The sequence below is a fragment of the Halobacteriovorax sp. genome (assembly GCF_048381875.1).
Lineage (GTDB): Bacteria > Bdellovibrionota > Bacteriovoracia > Bacteriovoracales > Bacteriovoracaceae > Halobacteriovorax_A > Halobacteriovorax_A vibrionivorans.
Genome location: NZ_JBLXBP010000003.1, coordinates 62062 through 79211 on the forward strand (window position 1 = coordinate 62062; position 17150 = coordinate 79211).

The following is a 17150-nucleotide window of genomic DNA, read 5'->3' on the forward strand; positions in this document are numbered from 1 at the left end:
CACTTCTGTACCTAAAAAAATTACATAAGACCTTGAAAAAACGTCGGTTGAGACTTATAAGTACCTACTTTCGCTTACATTGGAGACATATATGACTGAGATTTCATCTCAAGTTAACCAAAAATTTAACGACCGCACGGTCTACTTTACTTCTCTGGGTTGTTCTAAAAACCTTGTTGATGCTCAGGTTATGCTAGGGCATATGGGCCTAAATGGCTTCAAGGTTGAAACTGAGCCGCAAAATTCAGAAGTAATTGTTGTTAACACATGCTCTTTCATTGAAGCGGCAAAGCAAGAATCGATTGAGATGATTCTAGACCTAGCGGACTATAAAGATGAAGAGGTCGGAAAATGTAAGGCCCTCGTTGTGTCAGGTTGTATGGCACAGAGATATTCAGATGAACTTGAAAAAAGTCTTCCTGAAGTTGATATGTTTATTGGAACAGGTGAGTACAATAAGATTGTTCCTCTTCTAACAGCTTTAGAAAATAATAAATTAGAAAAGAAGTCATTTGTTGAAGTCCCAAGATTTATTCATACTGAATTTGATCCAAGACTTAATACTTCTCCATTTTATACAGCTTGGTTAAAGATATCTGAAGGGTGTAATCGAAATTGTACATTTTGTATTATTCCAACACTTAGAGGGCGTCTTCGTTCACGTACTGTTGAGTCTCTGGTTGAAGAAGCAAAGAAACTTTCTGAATCAGGTGTTCGTGAGTTAAATCTTATTTCTCAAGACCTTTCTGATTATGGAGTTGATCTAAGTGATGAAAATAATCTATTTGAACTCCTATCTGGCCTTGAAACGGTTGATGGTGTTGATTGGGTTAGACTCTTCTACTTCTACCCAGATGAATTAACTGATGAAGTAATCGAAAAGATGGCAACATCTTCAAAGGTTTGTAAGTATCTTGATATGCCAGTTCAGCACTTCTCTGATTACGTGTTAAAGAGAATGAATCGAAAGATCACAGGTGAGAAGATCATGGAGAGAATTGTTAAGCTTCGTGAGAGAATACCAGGTATTGTTCTACGAACTTCAATTATTGTTGGTTTTCCTGGTGAGTCTGAACAAGACTTCGAAAAACTTTTAGAAGGTGTAAAAAAAGCTCGCTTTAACCACCTTGGTATTTTCAGATACTCTGATGAAGAAGGTACACCGGCCTATCGTCTTAAAGATAAGAACTCTCAGGAAGTGATTGATGAAAGATTTGATCGCTTATATGAAGCTCAAAAAGAAATTGCTCGCGAGCTTAATCAAGATTTCTTAGGTCAAACAGTTGAAGTTTTAGTTGAAGGAACACATGAGGATACTGATCTTTTAATTGTCGGTCGCCACTTTGGACAAGCTCCGGATATTGATGGAAAAGTTATTATCAATGATTTAAATGAGAGAGATTTAAAAATCGGTGACCTCATTGAAGTTGAGATCACCGAAGTATTAGATTTTGATTTAGTTGGTCGTGTGCTTTAATTATATTTATTCTTCATCTCTATACTTATACGCAGGGAACTCGTAGAGATATCGTCCTGTAATCGTATCCCCTGAAGTGTAGCCTTGAAGAAGTGGCAACGTTAAGAAGAATTCATCATCGTCGTAACCCTTAATCTGGTAATCATCTGTACCAATACGAATCTCCATACCAGGGTAAAAGTATTCGCTTGGAAATCCGCCAGTAACTTTTACTGACAGCTCGGACTTCGTTGCAGAATCAATTGTTAAAGGGATAACAGTATAAGCAGTACCTACTGTTGGCGCAGTCGATGGCCCACAAGCACTATAATTTGTTCCTCTATTTAAATCGTCCCAATCGTCAAATCCATTGATAGGGTTGCCAAATAAATCTGATAGTGAGTTATCCATTGCCCAGTTACCTGCAATATAAGCTTTGTCGAGGTTTGTTAGATCAAAGCTTGTATCCCAATCTCTAATGTGAACGTTAATTCTTGCTTGAACATCATTGGCTTGGTCAAGGCAGTTAAAAGTATAAAAAGGATTGGCTCCCATAAATGGATCAACAATATTATTAGGTGTATCTTCATATGTAGCTGATAAAGCGTGAGCCTTTATTCCGTCTGCATAGTAGTCCGTATTCCCATCATGACAAGATGTTTCAGTAAGGTAATTTGTTACCAGTACATTTGTATTACCACCTCTCTCAAGTGGTCGAGTTGGTGATTGAGTTGTATTTACTCCATTATATGCTTCCGTTAGTTTTGCATAAATACCTTTCGCAACATCACTCCTACCAAACTCTTCGACAATAGGCCCATCAAGACAACTTCTAGGATTACCTTCACATGTATGTTTTACAACTTCTACTGTGTTGGTACAGTCTGATGGTGTAATGAGTGTTCCTGTATCGTCCCTTACTTCTTCAGTGTAGATGAAGTTGATTAAACCAAGTGAGTAGCCACCATCATCACAGTTGATGTCTTCGCTGTATTTTCCAGTGCAAATATCATCAAGTGATCCAGAAAATGGTCGTCCGTTAATGTAGATTCCATCAGTTGAGTAAGTCGCAACGTCAGCAGCACCACCACCGTAAACGTTTCCACCTCCTTGGCCAGCTGAGAAGCTTGTTGTCCCTGCTGCAAGACATTCTGGAGATGCATTTGTTACAACTTGAACGATGTAATCCGATGCCGAGCCATCATATGTAATTTGATTGTCTGTTGTCTTATTTGGTCTACGCTTAAAGTAAGAGAATGGTACATATTCAAGAGTATGGCACATTCCTGGACCAACATTTGCATTAATATTTATATCTCTTGCGTAAAGGTCTCCTTCTCCAATATCGAAGAAGCAATCGATATCAATAATATCTTCAATATCAGAAGCTGATGATTTTGGATTACTGATAATATCTCTCTTCTTAATTCGGCATCTATTAAAAATATTACCTTCACCATCTTTGTGGCCATAGAACAGTGGAGTATTATCAATATCAATTTCAACTTCAAAATAGTCTTCAATTAAAATATTGAAAGAGCTCGAAGCAGAACCTAAAATATTTTTTGCTGTAACGATAAAGTTTTTTGAAGCTGCAGCAACTTCAGGTATTCCTGAAATTCGTCCTGTGTCTGGATCTAGCGTTAGTCCAGGTGGAAGTTCCGGCTCAACAGAGTAGACAACAGAATCTCCTCTTGGAAGAGTTGCTAAAAGTGAGGACTCAACACCTCTTTGAAGTTCAAAAGTTGTTAGAGATTTATAATTTGTTATCGAGTCTGCATTTAATGAATACGGTCTCACTGATGAGAATTGTGCAGGCAGAGTTAAAGTAATTGGCTTACCATCTGCACTTTGCAGCAGTGCTGTATCATTTGTTGAATCTATGGCAGATAATGATAAGCTTGCACGATTCGTTGTTGTTAAAACGTCCATTCCTGATACTAAACTAGCTGTATCTGAAAACGTAGCTTCTATAACTGGAGCCCACATACTTAACATTGTATATGAAGTCCCTAAATCACAATCAGCTAAATTGGTATTACTTGCAATGAAGTCACGATTGGCCGTTGTATCATCAGGATCTTTTACTTGATTTACAAAAACGTATCCAGATAGCCCTGTATCCGTTGGGTTTCCTGTTACAATCGCTTTTGCATATTCATTTGAAGGTGCTGCAATAAACTCCTGACAAAGTGCCGGTTGTTGGTCAATATAAGTCGGTGTGAATGCAGCCGTTGTATTAAGTTCCATAACATGAGTTAAAGAAACTGGCTCCGTTTGAATAACTGCTTCTTCATCTAGGAACTCTTTATAGTTATCAATTGAAGAATCTTTTACGAATTCACCAGAAATAACCTGTACGATTAGATACTTCTCATTTCCATCAATGTCTAAAATCTTCTTGATAATCCCTTTTGCACCTTCTGTTAGAGGAGGTGTTGCAACAGTTGCTACTTCTTGGCCTACGACAAATGTTGAAGTACTTTGAATTAAGTTCTTTACTTTAAAAGCTGTAAGTTGAGAGTAAGATAGCTTCTCAGGCGGGTTTACAATACCTATGTCAAACGTAAAAGTTCTCTTTGAGATATTATTTGATACCGTAACAGAGTATTCTTTTGCGCTTTGTAGTTCGTGATCTGCCCCTCCTGATACATCAATGATGTAGCCAAATAATGGACTATCCACATCTTTTACTAGCTTCAATGTTGAAGGAAGATCTGGAGTAACTTCAATATTGGTATGATTGTCATAGCTAATATGTGAAATAGGACTTACTGATGTATCATTGATAAGTTTTAAAACAATATTTGAATCAGGTTGAAAGTAATACTTAAGTTTCTCAATAACTCCTTCTGTATTAGAGAATGGAGATTGATTGTCAATAACGTCACCAGGGTATATTTCTCCTGAGCTGATTGTTCCAAAGATAGAATTAGACTCATCTTTGTAAGTTATTGTTCCTGTTGCACCTGATGCAGTTGAGAATGTTTCAGATGTAATAGAATCGTCAGCTAAAAATCCAGTATTTGAATTTAATTGAAAGCCAATATAAACAGGGCCAGAAAATGGAAAGGCCACAGTATTTGTATTTGTTCCATCATAATTAAAGTAACAAGTACCTGAGTCAAGATACACATCACCAATTGTAGGAGTACTTGGTACACTTGTTCCAATATCTGTTCCAGTACAATTAAATCCAGTATCTACCTCGAGGGTAAGCTTTTCTGGGATAGGTGCCATAACGGCAATTTTAGGCATCGAAGTTACTGTTATAGTTTCTGCCGTTGCATTTGGTGGATCATAGAAGTTGAAGTTTGCGTTTGCAGCAGTAAATGTTCTAATTGGCGCAGCGTTAGTATCTCCAAGCCTAATTGTTCCTGTTTTACTTTCAAGAGTGAAAACACTTGCATATGTTGTTTCTAAGTCTGTTCCAAAGTTAAAACCTGGATTTGAGATTGGATCTAAGAAATTATTTTGAGTAGAGTCACTTACTGAAAAGACCTTGTCTTCTTGACTTATATACTCACTATATTGATTACTTAGAGTGTCGCCACCAGATGACTCGATGATTGTATAATCACCAAAGTTTCCACTTGGTTGAATATAGTTAACTAAGTTTGAGCCATTGACATTCATTAGGCTTAAGTCACCGGTAACAAAAATATGTGTTTTGGAGCTGTCATAAGAAACAGACGATGGAATATCGATACTGTCTGCTGAAATCTCATTTCCTTCATCATCCTCAAATCCTGATGGTGGATCGACGACTTCACCAACTGAACTTGATGCATCATCACTTGTTGCACCTTCTTCCTTAAACTTAGTTAAGCTATCTGGCACACATGAAGATGTGATGAGAAGTAAGATTAATAATAAATGGAGTGACGGTCTACCTTTTAACGTTTTCATACAATTATTATCGAATGAAACGACCATAATCTTTACGAAATTTGAAATAACCCCTGTTTACGGGGGGATAGAGGTATTTCTTGCCTGTGACTTGGATAAAAACTTGACAAAAATATGTGGCTAATTTTTGCTAACTTCCTAAAAATACGAAGGGCATTTATAATGAGGAAATATTGATAACTTATTGTTTTTTTTGGGGGACCATTTTGAAGAAACTCATTATTGTTTGTTTAGTTGCGAGTACGACCTTTGCACAGGTTAATTTTCTGCAAAACTTAAGGCCATTTGTTGAAAAAAATATTTCATCAGAACTTGCGGATAAAATTTGGGGAGCAAAGGACGAAGTTACTATACCTGAGATACCAACAATTAAAAAAGATGCAAAAGACTTAAGTGTTTATAACAAGAAAAAATATAATTCACCTTTTTCAAAAGAAAAAATGTCTCAATATAATCTCTCTTATATAAATGAGCTAATTAAAGCGACAAGAGGTTTAGAAGCAAATCGAAATGAGTTATCAAAGTGGTATAGTACTCTAGAACAAGGGGGAACACGTGAAGGTGTGTATCGTTCTCTTGTTCTCTCTCCTTATTACCAGAGGCTTGAAAATTATAAAGAACAAACTTCAGAGGCTGCCAAAGTCTTTACTGTTTCTTTCTTTGGGACATATTTAAATAATGATTTAGAAAAAGCTAAACTTAGTTCTTTAAATATTTATTCCATAAAAAGAATAACGACAGAAAAATCTCTTGAAGTAATGGAGGCCCTTCTAGGTCAAAGTCAGGAAAACTTCAGTCGTTGGTACGCAGTCTTATCTGCTGACTTGGCCAAGAATCATCCAATATGGAGTAGTAAACTAAGAAGCACAAAAGAAAGTGGAGTTCACTTTCGCTGGGCCATGAAGATGACACCTGATATTGTTAAGTCGGAGCTTATCTTGAAGCTACACTTGCTTTTTAATCATCTTCAAAAGCAACAATAAACTAATCAAAGAATACGTCTTCTTCAGCTGTAATGGCCATAAGAAGGCGTTCTACTCCAAGTGCAATTCCTGCACTCTTGGGAAGGCCCTTTTCAAGGGTTGATATAAATCTTTTTGGCCACGGTAGTTTGTAGTGATAAATCTCTTCTTTTAATTTGCTATCTTTTTCAAACCTTTTAATCTGCTCAATTGGATCTGTCAGTTCATTAAAGCAATTACAAATTTCAATACCATGACAATAAACTTCGAATCTTTCACACACTCGAGGATCGTCTTCTTTTATAGTTGAAAGTGCACGTAGCGGCTCTGGAAATTCATAAAGAAGAACGAAAGGATCTTTTTTCATTTCTGGTTCGATGTAATTATACATAAGTAAGAAGAAGAGGTCGTCCCACGGATAATCATCTTTATTATTAGAAAGACTTATTCGTTCACTGAAGTCACTTTTTATCTTATTAAATAATTTATCTCGTTCAAGATAGTTGAGAATATCGAATTGAAGCACGCTCTGAAAAATTTCTTGAACAGTAAGTTTTTTTATATCAACTTGTGTCTTATTGCGAACTTGCTCATAACAGTACTTAAAAAGTTGGATTGTATCTTCCATGATCTTCTCATAGTTTTCATTAGCTCGATACCATTCAAGCATTATGAATTGCTTGCGGTGTGTTTCACTATTTGGCTCATCACGAAAACAGTAGCTCATAGTGAAGATCTTATTCATTCCTTCGCTCAATAGTTCCTTCATATGAAATTCTGGTGAAGTGTGAAGGTAGAGATTATGAGTTTTTTCTTGATGCACCGAGTGAATTGCAAAGGGATGAATGTGAGTTTCCATTCCCGGATTCTCCACAATTGGTGGTGTTAGCACATCAATAAAACCTTCTTTGTTGAAAAAGTTTCGAATCGTTTGCTGTAATTGAAAAAGAGCTAATTTATTTGCCATATTAATGCCGTTTTTTGACTTAAAATATTGATTTTTATACTTACTTATCATATCTCTAAAGCACACAAAATGGAGAATTATATGTTGCAACTCGTTGCTTTTCTACAGTCTTGGGCAGACCAAGCTGGAATGAATATCATAATCACAATCGAATACGCTTATGCCTTTATTGCTCTTTGTTCGGTATTAGGTGTGAGTGGTTTCACTGGGCTTTTCTATCTTGTGAAACCAAAGGCAAAGCTGCCTCCACCAACTAAAACAGAGACAGAAGAAAAAGACGAACCTCAGTCACAAGCTGAAGTATTAGAAGTTGTTGAAGAAGTTAAAAAAGAGGAAGAGGAAGAAGTCCTTGAGCCGACTAAGCCAGAGAAGTCATGGAAAGATCGACTAACAAAGGGTCTTTCACGCTCTCGTGAAGGAGTTTGGGGAAAGATCGGAAGTATCTTTGGCCGCGGAGGCCTTGATGAGGATGCACTTGAAGAAGTTGAAGAGCTTCTCTATGGAGCAGATCTTGGGCCAAAGGCAACAAGTGAACTCATTGAAGATCTTGAAGAAAAGGCAAAGTCTGGGGATTTTGATGAAGCAAAATTTAAGTCATATATTAAAGACTTTTTGAAGAATAAGATGGCAAGTGTACAGGCCAATAGTCCTGGTGATCTGTTTCAATTCGAAAAGAGTGATTCAAAATTACCTAAGGTCATAATGATTGTTGGTGTTAATGGAGCAGGAAAGACGACAACTATTGGAAAGCTTGCGACAAAGCTTACTAATCAAGGAGCAAAGGTTGTTGTTGGTGCGTGTGATACATTCCGTGCTGCGGCAGTTGATCAGCTCCAGGTGTGGTGCGATCGCGCAGGTGCAACAATGATTCGCGCAAAGGAAGGGGCCAACCCAAGTGGTGTTGGTTATGACGCGCTTCAGGCTGCAATGAATGAGGAAGCTGACTATTGTATCCTTGATACGGCGGGGCGTCTTCATACAGCGGGAAATTTAATGGATGAGCTGACTAAGAGTAAGAATGTTCTTAAGAAGCTGATGGAGGATGCACCTCATCATACACTTTTAGTTATTGATGCCATTACTGGTCAGAATGCAATTCGCCAAGCGGAAGAGTTTAATAAGGCATTGGATCTAACAGGTCTAGTATTTACAAAATGTGATGGATCTTCGAAGGCCGGAAGTGCAATTTCAATTGTTGACGCACTTCAAATACCAATTACTTATATTGGTGTCGGTGAAAATGTCGAAGACCTGAGTGTGTTCAATTTAGATGAGTATCTTGACGCACTGGTAGGTAATTGATTGATTGACTGGAATCCTTTGTAGGACTACAATTGAATTACTATGGATATAAGTACGGAAGTAAAAGAATATCAAGTTTTAGGTCATAATTTCAGACTCCAAGAGTCTGGAGAAGATGAGATTGTTTCTGCGACAGAAATTGTTGAGTATGTTGATACGATCGCAAGTAATATTCGCCAAAAGGCCCCTTCAATTTCTAACTCACAATTAGCTGCACTTGTGGCACTAGAGTTAGCGAAGGAAAAGTTATCTTTAGAGAAAGAGTATAAACAAGAGATCACAGATGTGATGTCTCTTTCTGATAATGCCCTGAGATTGATAGAGGAATCACTTCCAAAGACTCACTAATCATGAGTTCGGAAAAGAAAAACCTTCGTAAAGAAGTTTTAAATATCATAGCGCAAATGGATCCTCAGGAATTTGAGATTCAAAGTGCAAAAGTTGTTTCAAACCTCGTTACTCTTTTTAAATCCGAAAACTTTTATCCGCAGACTCTTGGGATCTTTTATCCGATTCCAGGAGAAGTTAATTGTCTTAACTTAAAGGTACTGGGGAGCTTAGCATTTCCCGTATTTGATGAAGACTCAAATGATATGGAATTTAAGTCTTCATCATTAAGTGAGTTAAAGACTATTAATGCTTTTGGTAAAGAATTTAAGGTGCCTTGTGAGTCATCTCAAATTGTTGAACCAGATATTATATTAATCCCAGGTGTTGCTTTTGATGAATCAGGGCATCGCTTAGGAAGAGGTAAGGGTTATTATGATCGATACCTCACAAATAGAAAGAAAAAAGAACCATTAAAAATAGGCGTTTGCTTTAATCAGCAGTTACAAGAAAGCATTCCTTGCGAGCAACATGACCAAGTAATGGACTTTGTTGTAACAGCAAAGAAAGTGATTAAAGTGTGAATATAGGGAGAGAGTAATGAGTACAGATTTAATCTTAGCATCACTTCTTTTTCTTGTTCTTGGACTAGCAGTTGGTTTTGTTATCCGTAACCTTCAGGCCAAAAAAGAATTGGCCGAGCGTGAGGCAAAGGGTGATGAAATCATCAACAAGGCTAAAGAGCAAGCAAAAGAGATTAGCTATAAAGCGAGAAAAGAGGCAAAAGAAGCGGCCCAAGAAGAAAAGAAGGACGCTGATAAGTATGTCCAAAAAGTTAAGCGCGAGCTTAATGATCAAGAAAAAGACCTGAATAAAAGACAGGCCAAGCTTGAGTCTAAAATGGATGAGCTTGATGAAAAGAAGAAGAAGCTTGATAAGAGAGAAGAGGAAGTTAAAGAAAAAGAACTCGACGCTCTTAAAGAGAAAGAAAAGTATGTCGTTCGCCAAGAAGAATATGCTGGAAAACTTTCAGAAGTTGCGGCCATGACAAAAGAGCAGGCCAAAGAAGAACTTCTAGAGACAATGAAAGAAGACGCTCAAGTTGATTTCACTAAAATGATTAAACGCATGGAAGAAGAGGCAAAAGAAGAAGCTGAAAGCCGTGCTAAGAGAATCGTTGGTATTGCAATTCAAAGATATGCTGGTGAACATGTTGGTGAAAAGACAATCTCAACTGTTGATCTTCCATCTGATGATGTGAAAGGTCGTCTAATTGGTCGTGAAGGTCGTAATATTAGAGCATTTGAGCAAATCTGTGGTGTTGATTTAATCATCGATGATACTCCAGAGATCGTTGTTATTTCTTCATTTAACGTTGTAAGACGTGAGATCGCTAAGGATACAATTGAGAAGCTAATTGCTGACGGTCGTATTCACCCAGCAAAAATTGAAGAATTTCATGATAAGTCAAAGGCTGAATTTGAGAAGAAGCTTCTTACACTAGGTGAGAAGGCGCAAATGGAGATTGGTGTTCACGGTATTCACCCTGAGATCCTTAAGCTTGTTGGTGCATTAAACTTTAGAACTTCATATACTCAAAACCAATACCAGCATGCAATTGAAGCAGCATTTATTTGTGGTTCAATGGCAGCAGAGATGGGGCTTAATATTAAGCAAGCTCGTCGTGCCGGTCTACTTCACGATATTGGTAAAGTACTTGATGCTGCGGCAGAAGGTTCACACGCTGTTATCGGTGCTGACTTTGCGAGAAAGTATGGAGAGTCTGCGGACGTTGTTCATGCAATTAGAGCTCACCACGATGATGAGAAGCCGGAATCAATTCTTGCTCATATCGTTGCAGCTGCTGATGCGATTTCTGGTGCAAGACCAGGAGCTCGCAAAGCACTTACTGAGTCTTATGTTTCTCGTCTTACAGATATCGAAGAAATTGTTAATTCATTTGAAGGTGTTAGCAAGTCTTACGCTATCTCCGGTGGACGTGAAGTACGAGTTTTTGTTGAGAATGAAAAAATCAACGATGAAGAGACAGTATTATTATCTCGAAATATTGCTAAGCAAATTGAAGAGCAAATGTCTTATCCTGGAACGATTAAAATTACAGTTGTTCGTGAGACTAAGGCCGTTGGAGTTGCGAAGTAAAACTAATTACATTTATAATAGTAAGAGGGCACCCAATAGGGTGCCTTTTTATTTTGGAGAAAAGTAATGAAGATGAAATTAGGCATTCGCTACTACATTTTTTTTATTCCCACTTTTGTTATTTTCTTTATTGCTTCGGCCGTCCTTAATTTTTCAACAGAAGAGTATATTTGTTTCTTTACAGCAATAGCCTTTGCAGGACTTTATTGTCATCCAGATCGAGTCTCATATTTTGAGGGGCGAACAAATCGTTTTAACTTTGCCAATGCTGTTATGAGCTTCTTTTTAAATTTAGAAAAACGGTTTCCAGATAATACGTGGGGAAACTTCTTTGTAAGACAAATACCAGGCTTTCTTTTCTTTCTACTTGTATCTTTAACAGGAGTGTCAATTCAAGGTTGGCTAGTTTATTTTGGCGGAGTCATTCTATTTGAGATAACGTTCTTTTTCTATTCTAAAAGTGTTTTAAATTATGTTGCTAAGAATAGCGATGAACAAATTGAACAAGATGATCTTTAAATTCACGAAGTTCTTGTGATCTCAAAAACTTACCTCTAATTAATTCAAAGTTCTCATAATCATCAAAGAGATAGCGACAAAATGCTTTGAATCTCTTAAGTATTGTCGATTCTGGATAGCCAAACTTTCGGTATTCTTTTTCTAATTCATAGAAGTAGAGATCAAGATTTTGAGCTCTTAACTTTAAGAGAAATTCTTCACTGATAAAGTCTGCACGTCCCTGGTATTCTTTATAAATTGAAGCAAGCCATGGCGTCTTTAAGGCACTTCGACCACACATAATCGCATAAGGATCACATTGGTCATAAATGCGATCAATATCTTCAATTGTCCAGATATCACCATTTGCAATGATTGGAAGAGATGAGTGCTTAACAGCTTTTTCAATATAGCTCCAATCGGCAACACCTTTATAAAGCTGATCGCGGGTTCTCGCATGGATTGTAATGCCATCAACACCACAATCTTCAAAAAGATTTAAGAGGTCAAAGAAGAGCGAATCATCGCGATAGCCAATTCGAATCTTAACCGTGAAGACATTTTGAAATGATTCACGGATATCTCTTATGATTTTTTCAAGGGCCTTAAGGTCAGATAGAAGATAAGCTCCCCCTTTATTGGAGTTGACCTTCTTTGAAGGGCATCCAAGATTTAAGTCGATATGGTGATAATTGAGTTCATTAATTAAATTAATGGCCTGCTTCGTTTGTGCAATTTCTGAGGTTAGAAATTGATAGGCCGTCTTAATACTATGAGACTTCTTTTTTAAATATTCTTCACCGTAGTGTTTTACTAGTGTCTTTGTATGAACATTACCAACCGATGGTATTCGATAAAAATCTGTTGAATAATAATCCCAGTCACCAAATGCCCTTTGAATGGCCTCGCGATAAGGGCCATCTGTTACACCTTCCATCGGCGCAAAGATCATAGAATGTTTATCAAAAGGTAGTTTTCTCACTGAGCTTCTTATAAACAATCCGCTTATAAAAAGCTAGCACAGCTCTTTAACATTTCAATATTTTTAGGGTAGATATAATCTTATGGAAATATCAATAGTTATACCTTATCGCATAGAAGAAGATGGAATTGTTCTCTTTGGACAAAAACGCCAAGAAGATGGCCCTCTTGATGGAAAGTTTGAATTTCCTGGAGGCAAGATCGAAGATGGTGAGTCATGTGAGGAGGCTGCTCGTCGAGAATTTTTAGAAGAGGTAGGCAGTGAATTAAATAAAATTTCTCTTTTTACCCATCTAAGCTTCAAATACCCCGATCGAAGTGTCTTTCTCTATGTCTATGTTACTGATTATATTGAAAGTATGAACCTCATTGCGCAAAAGATATCTTTTGAAAACGCTCAAAATGAGGTAGAAGAGCTTAATATTCCAGATGCAAATAAAACAATAATTATGCGCTTAGTAGAACATTTCTTACGAGAGAGTAAATATAATGAGTAATACATTTGAAATCGCAAAGTACTTTTTCTTGGCCGCAGGCTTTGGAGTATTTGCTTTTGCACCTGTTGCGAACTCAAAGATGACTGGTGGGGGGTTTCAAAAGCTTCTTTCGACAACATGTTTAGTTAGTTTATTCTTTGCAGCTATCACTCATATAATAACGGGTCATAGTGCAACTGATCTTGAAGCAATTCTTATTTATATAAGTACGATTTCAATCCTCTTTCATCACCAATTACACAATCACTATGATGAGAAAAATACGGCACTGTGGATTCTTTATGCTATCCCAACTCTTTTAGGCTTTATTGTTCTTTATTTATTTCAAGAGAAGAATTTATTAAATTACTTATATGTCGCTTCGTCAGTCTATTACTTAGGTGCAATTACATATGCTATGATTTTAGGTCACTGGTATCTTGTAACGCCAAAGCTTTCAGAGCTTCCCCTTAAAAGGGCCACTCTGGCGATGTGGGCACTCATTGGGATTAAGCTTATTTGGACGGCCGTTGAACACACAAAGCTTGGGCCATATTTAACAGAAGGGACACAACTTGGCGGCGGTTATGCCTTTAATTGGTTAATGGTTATTATGCGTGATATCTGGGGATACCTAGTTATCTTTGCAATGAGTATATTTGGTTGGAAACTTGTTTGCATGAGAAGTACACAAAGTGCTACAGGTGTTTTCTATGCCATGACGATTTTTATCTTCATTGGTGAAATTATTGCGATTTATTTATTTTATACATATGGATTACTACTATGATGGAAATTACTTTAACTTGTAAAGAATGTGGCTCAGGGGTTTCATTTCATCCAAATAAAGATGTAAGTGAAGTTGAATGTCAGATCTGTCATACAAAAACTGAAGTTCATATGAACGAAGATCACGAAAAAGGCATCTTAAAAGACTGTCCTTGTTGCAAGCGTAAAGACTTTTATAAGCAAAAAGACTTTAATCGAAAAGTTGGTGTAACCCTATTTGTAATTGCCGCTCTCTTAACACTTTATATGGCCACAACTCAATATGCTCCATATTCAGTGGCTCCTTTTATTATTTTATATATTTTTGACTTCGCTCTTTTTAAGCGTCTTCCGCCTGTGGTTATCTGCTATAAGTGCCAGACGATCTTTAGAAAAGTCAGTAATATCAGTGAGATATATGACTTTAATCACGAGATGAATGACCGAATTGTGTACTCGGATCACGACTTCAAGGGTGAGCAGCTAGATCATCACTAGTGAAGAAATAAACCTATATCCTTGAAATTTATAGAGTTATGATGTATTGAATCACATCAGGAATACTGATAAAATATTAACTATTGAACAGGGTGAGATAATCTCTCTATGCCCGTAACAAGGATACATTTTATAGAACCTCCGCTTTATTGTTGTTTCTTAAAAAACTCCAACTCCATTTCGTTTAAACTAGGACAAGGCAATGACTGATGTTAGTAGCCTTGAAATTGTCTCACTAATCGTTTGCTTTATTGGCTCAGGTTTTTTCTCTGGCTCTGAAGCCGTGTTGCTATCAATTCCTCATGACCGAGCAAGCCAGCTTATTCAAGAAGGTGGAGCAAAGGGACGTGCCATTGCATTTATGATTGATCGTCCAAGTGAGATTCTAACAACGATTCTCGTAGGGAATAACGTCGTTAATATTTTTGCTTCATCTCTTACAACAGTTCTAGCAACTCGTCTCTTTGCCGATGATGCCATAGGAATTGCTGTTGGTGCCACGACGTTTATCATTTTAATCTTTGGTGAAATTATTCCAAAAACTTTTGCTCGTACACACGCTGAAAGTATGTCTTTTTTCGTTATTCGAGTTCTTCAAATTTTCTACTATCTTCTTTATCCTGTGATTAAGATCATGGTGTGGTTAATCCATACTGTTCTTGGTGAAAATGCTCAACTTACAGGTCGAATTGTAACAAAAGATGATCTTGAGTTTATGATTCAAAAAGCAGAAAAAGAAAATACGATTGATCACAAGCAAATTGATCTTTTTAACTCGATCTTAGAGTTTCCTAAGATTAAGGTTAAGGATATTATGATTCCTCGTAGGGAAATCAAAACAATTCAAGTTAGTAGCTCTTATAAAGAAGTTATTAGTGAAATTGAGGAATCAATTCACTCTCGTTATCCAGTATGTGATGGTGAAGTTGATAATATTGAAGGCTTCCTTCACGTTAAGGAACTTGCATTCATCAAGAAGGATCAGCGCGATAACTTCACATTATCTGAACACTTAAGAGAGCCATTCTTTGTCTACGAGCATATGAAGATACAGGCCGTATTTGATCATATGAATCGCAAGAAAGTTCACATGGCACTTGTTAAAGATGAGAACGGTTTAATCGTTGGTATTATTACTCTTGAAGATATCATTGAAGAGATACTTGGAGAAATCCAAGATGAGCACGATGATGATATCGATCAGATTACAAAAGAATATGAACAAAATGATCTTATCGACGGTGTGGATATTGATGGGGCCACTAACTTAAGAGATCTTGATCATGACTATGATATTAAGATTCCACTTAATGATAATTATTCAACTCTAGCAGGTTTCCTACTTGATATGCTTGGTAATAACTTCCCTGAATCTGGTCAGATTATTATTTGGGAAGGTTATAGTTTTGAACTAATTGAAGTTTTTGATTATGAGATCAAGCAGGTCAAAATCAAAGATGTCGATGGTGAAAAGCATTTCTTCTCTAAGAAAGAAGCCAAAGAAGCAGTCGACTCAGGTGAGGATCTTGTCGATATTCCAGTAAAGTAACTATCTAATTTCATCATATAGTTAATATATCTTTATATAGAGGGAATCTATTAGATTCCCTCTTTTTGTTAGTCTATACTTATTGAGAAACATAGATGGAGAAAATTATGTCTAGCGAAAAATTTGATATTGCAGTAATTGGTGGCGGGGCCGCAGGAATGATGGCCACACTAAGAGGTGTATTAAATAACGATAAAGTTGTGATGTTTCCAGGTTCTCCTCGCGATAAGAAGCGTTCACGTGAGAAGTGGGTCTATAAGGTTGAGAATATGCCTGGTACACATAAGTATAAAAAAGGGATCGAAGAACCTAATAGGGAAACTCTTGAGTGGATTCAAGAGTCTGAATTTAAAGATAATCTCACTTTCGTAAAAGGAAAAGGTGTCACAGAGGTCACAAAAAATGATGATGGCTCTTTTAAGCTCATTGATAGTGATGGAAGTGAGTATGAAGCAAGCTATGTGGTCCTTTGTACTGGGATCATGGATGTTCAGCCTCATTTTAACGACAGCATTAAACCAATTCTTCCTTTTGCTAATGCACAAACAGTAGACTACTGTTTAAGATGTGATGGACACCATGTCTATGATAAGCACACATCGATTATAGGGCACACTTCAGGGGCCGTGTGGGTTGCTGTGATGCTCAAGGAGAGGTACAACACTCCTTCGATGTCGATCCTAACAAATGGAGAGACTCCTGACTTTAGCGATGAAGTTAAAACTCTAATCAAAGCTTATAATATTGAAGTTTTCACGGAAAAAATTGTGGATGTACTTGGAGATCGTAAAGAAGGACAGGTTCAAGGTTATAAATTTGCAAGTGGGCGAACTTTAGAGTCAGCGTTTTCTTTTGTTTCCCTCGGGACTATCGTTTATAATGAATTAGCAAAGGCCATTGGCGCAGAAGTTGATGAACGTGGCTACGTTCTAGGCAATGAAAAAGGTGAAACGAATATTGAAAATTTCTATGTTGCCGGTGACCTGAGGGCCAATAAGAAGAAACAAATTTATACAGCATGGGATATGGCCGTTGATTCTCTAGATGATATTAACGCCAAAATTCGCCGTAAGAAGAGGGCAGCATTATTAACATCAAAAGGTTTAGCTTAGTTCTTATATTTACTCTGATAACTTCTGTCTTTAGGACAGAAGTTGTCTGGGCCTTAAATAAAACAACTCATTATAAGAGTCTCTATCAATCAAAACCAAAATTATCTAAAAAAGAAATAGCAAGGCTAAGAGAGCTTACAGTCGTTTTCTTACCAGGAATTCTATCTCAATCAGCAATAAAGAAA

Annotated in this window: 15 protein-coding genes; 12 read left to right on the forward strand and 3 right to left on the reverse strand. The window is 37.0% G+C overall.

The window, feature by feature from the left end:
• Positions 1-91 precede the first annotated feature (91 nt).
• Positions 92-1477 carry a 30S ribosomal protein S12 methylthiotransferase RimO gene (gene rimO / locus ACN5L8_RS08835; RefSeq protein ID WP_114705813.1) on the forward strand — a complete coding sequence of 462 codons (1386 nt, stop codon included), beginning with the start codon at positions 92-94 and terminating at the stop codon, positions 1475-1477.
• A 6-nt stretch (positions 1478-1483) separates the two neighbouring features.
• Here the strand turns inward: rimO and ACN5L8_RS08840 are convergent, their stop codons facing one another.
• Positions 1484-5365 (reverse strand): putative Ig domain-containing protein, encoded by a 3882-nt coding sequence (locus ACN5L8_RS08840; RefSeq protein ID WP_419172840.1) that lies wholly within the window; start codon positions 5363-5365, stop codon positions 1484-1486.
• Positions 5366-5571: 206 nt separating this feature from the next.
• Here ACN5L8_RS08840 and ACN5L8_RS08845 point away from each other — a divergent pair, with 206 nt between their 5' ends.
• Complete coding sequence (locus ACN5L8_RS08845) at positions 5572-6348, forward strand: hypothetical protein (RefSeq protein ID WP_419172841.1); 777 nt, start codon at positions 5572-5574, stop codon at positions 6346-6348.
• Position 6349: 1 nt separating this feature from the next.
• Here the strand turns inward: ACN5L8_RS08845 and epmA are convergent, their stop codons facing one another.
• Positions 6350-7345, reverse strand: coding sequence for an EF-P lysine aminoacylase EpmA (epmA, locus tag ACN5L8_RS08850; protein WP_419172842.1), 996 nt, complete (start codon positions 7343-7345; stop codon positions 6350-6352).
• 30 nt (positions 7346-7375) lie between these two features.
• Here epmA and ftsY point away from each other — a divergent pair, with 30 nt between their 5' ends.
• The 5 genes from ftsY (at position 7376) to ACN5L8_RS08875 (ending at position 11602) form a co-directional block, all read left to right on the forward strand.
• A complete protein-coding gene (gene ftsY / locus ACN5L8_RS08855) occupies positions 7376-8596 on the forward strand; it encodes a signal recognition particle-docking protein FtsY (protein ID WP_162929712.1) in 1221 nt (406 codons plus the stop codon).
• 42 nt (positions 8597-8638) lie between these two features.
• A complete protein-coding gene (gene zapA, locus ACN5L8_RS08860; protein WP_114705808.1) occupies positions 8639-8944 on the forward strand; it encodes a cell division protein ZapA in 306 nt (101 codons plus the stop codon).
• A gap of 2 nt (positions 8945-8946) precedes the next feature.
• Positions 8947-9507, forward strand: a complete 561-nt coding sequence (locus ACN5L8_RS08865; RefSeq protein ID WP_114705807.1) for a 5-formyltetrahydrofolate cyclo-ligase — start codon at positions 8947-8949, stop codon at positions 9505-9507.
• Between the two features lie 16 nt (positions 9508-9523).
• Complete coding sequence (rny, locus tag ACN5L8_RS08870; protein WP_334677891.1) at positions 9524-11083, forward strand: ribonuclease Y; 1560 nt, start codon at positions 9524-9526, stop codon at positions 11081-11083.
• Between the two features lie 66 nt (positions 11084-11149).
• On the forward strand, positions 11150-11602 hold the full coding sequence (locus ACN5L8_RS08875) for a hypothetical protein (protein ID WP_419168025.1): 453 nt from the start codon (positions 11150-11152) through the stop codon (positions 11600-11602).
• On the opposite strand, the gene ACN5L8_RS08880 is transcribed toward ACN5L8_RS08875, so the two are convergent.
• On the reverse strand, positions 11562-12563 hold the full coding sequence (locus tag ACN5L8_RS08880) for a tRNA dihydrouridine synthase (RefSeq protein WP_419172843.1): 1002 nt from the start codon (positions 12561-12563) through the stop codon (positions 11562-11564). The genes ACN5L8_RS08875 and ACN5L8_RS08880 overlap by 41 nt on opposite strands.
• Before the next feature lie 82 nt (positions 12564-12645).
• Here ACN5L8_RS08880 and ACN5L8_RS08885 point away from each other — a divergent pair, with 82 nt between their 5' ends.
• The 5 genes from ACN5L8_RS08885 (at position 12646) to ACN5L8_RS08905 (ending at position 16965) form a co-directional block, all read left to right on the forward strand.
• Positions 12646-13059, forward strand: a complete 414-nt coding sequence (locus ACN5L8_RS08885) for an NUDIX domain-containing protein (RefSeq protein ID WP_120405549.1) — start codon at positions 12646-12648, stop codon at positions 13057-13059.
• The gene (locus ACN5L8_RS08890) at positions 13052-13828 is read left to right on the forward strand and encodes a hypothetical protein (RefSeq protein WP_114705802.1); all 777 of its coding nucleotides are present in this window, start codon (positions 13052-13054) and stop codon (positions 13826-13828) included. Before ACN5L8_RS08885 ends, ACN5L8_RS08890 begins: the two co-directional genes overlap by 8 nt.
• The gene (locus ACN5L8_RS08895) at positions 13825-14304 is read left to right on the forward strand and encodes a hypothetical protein (protein ID WP_120405548.1); all 480 of its coding nucleotides are present in this window, start codon (positions 13825-13827) and stop codon (positions 14302-14304) included. Before ACN5L8_RS08890 ends, ACN5L8_RS08895 begins: the two co-directional genes overlap by 4 nt.
• A 202-nt stretch (positions 14305-14506) precedes the next feature.
• A complete protein-coding gene (locus ACN5L8_RS08900) occupies positions 14507-15853 on the forward strand; it encodes a hemolysin family protein (RefSeq protein WP_114705800.1) in 1347 nt (448 codons plus the stop codon).
• A gap of 107 nt (positions 15854-15960) precedes the next feature.
• On the forward strand, positions 15961-16965 hold the full coding sequence (locus ACN5L8_RS08905; protein ID WP_419172844.1) for an NAD(P)/FAD-dependent oxidoreductase: 1005 nt from the start codon (positions 15961-15963) through the stop codon (positions 16963-16965).
• Positions 16966-17150 lie beyond the last annotated feature (185 nt).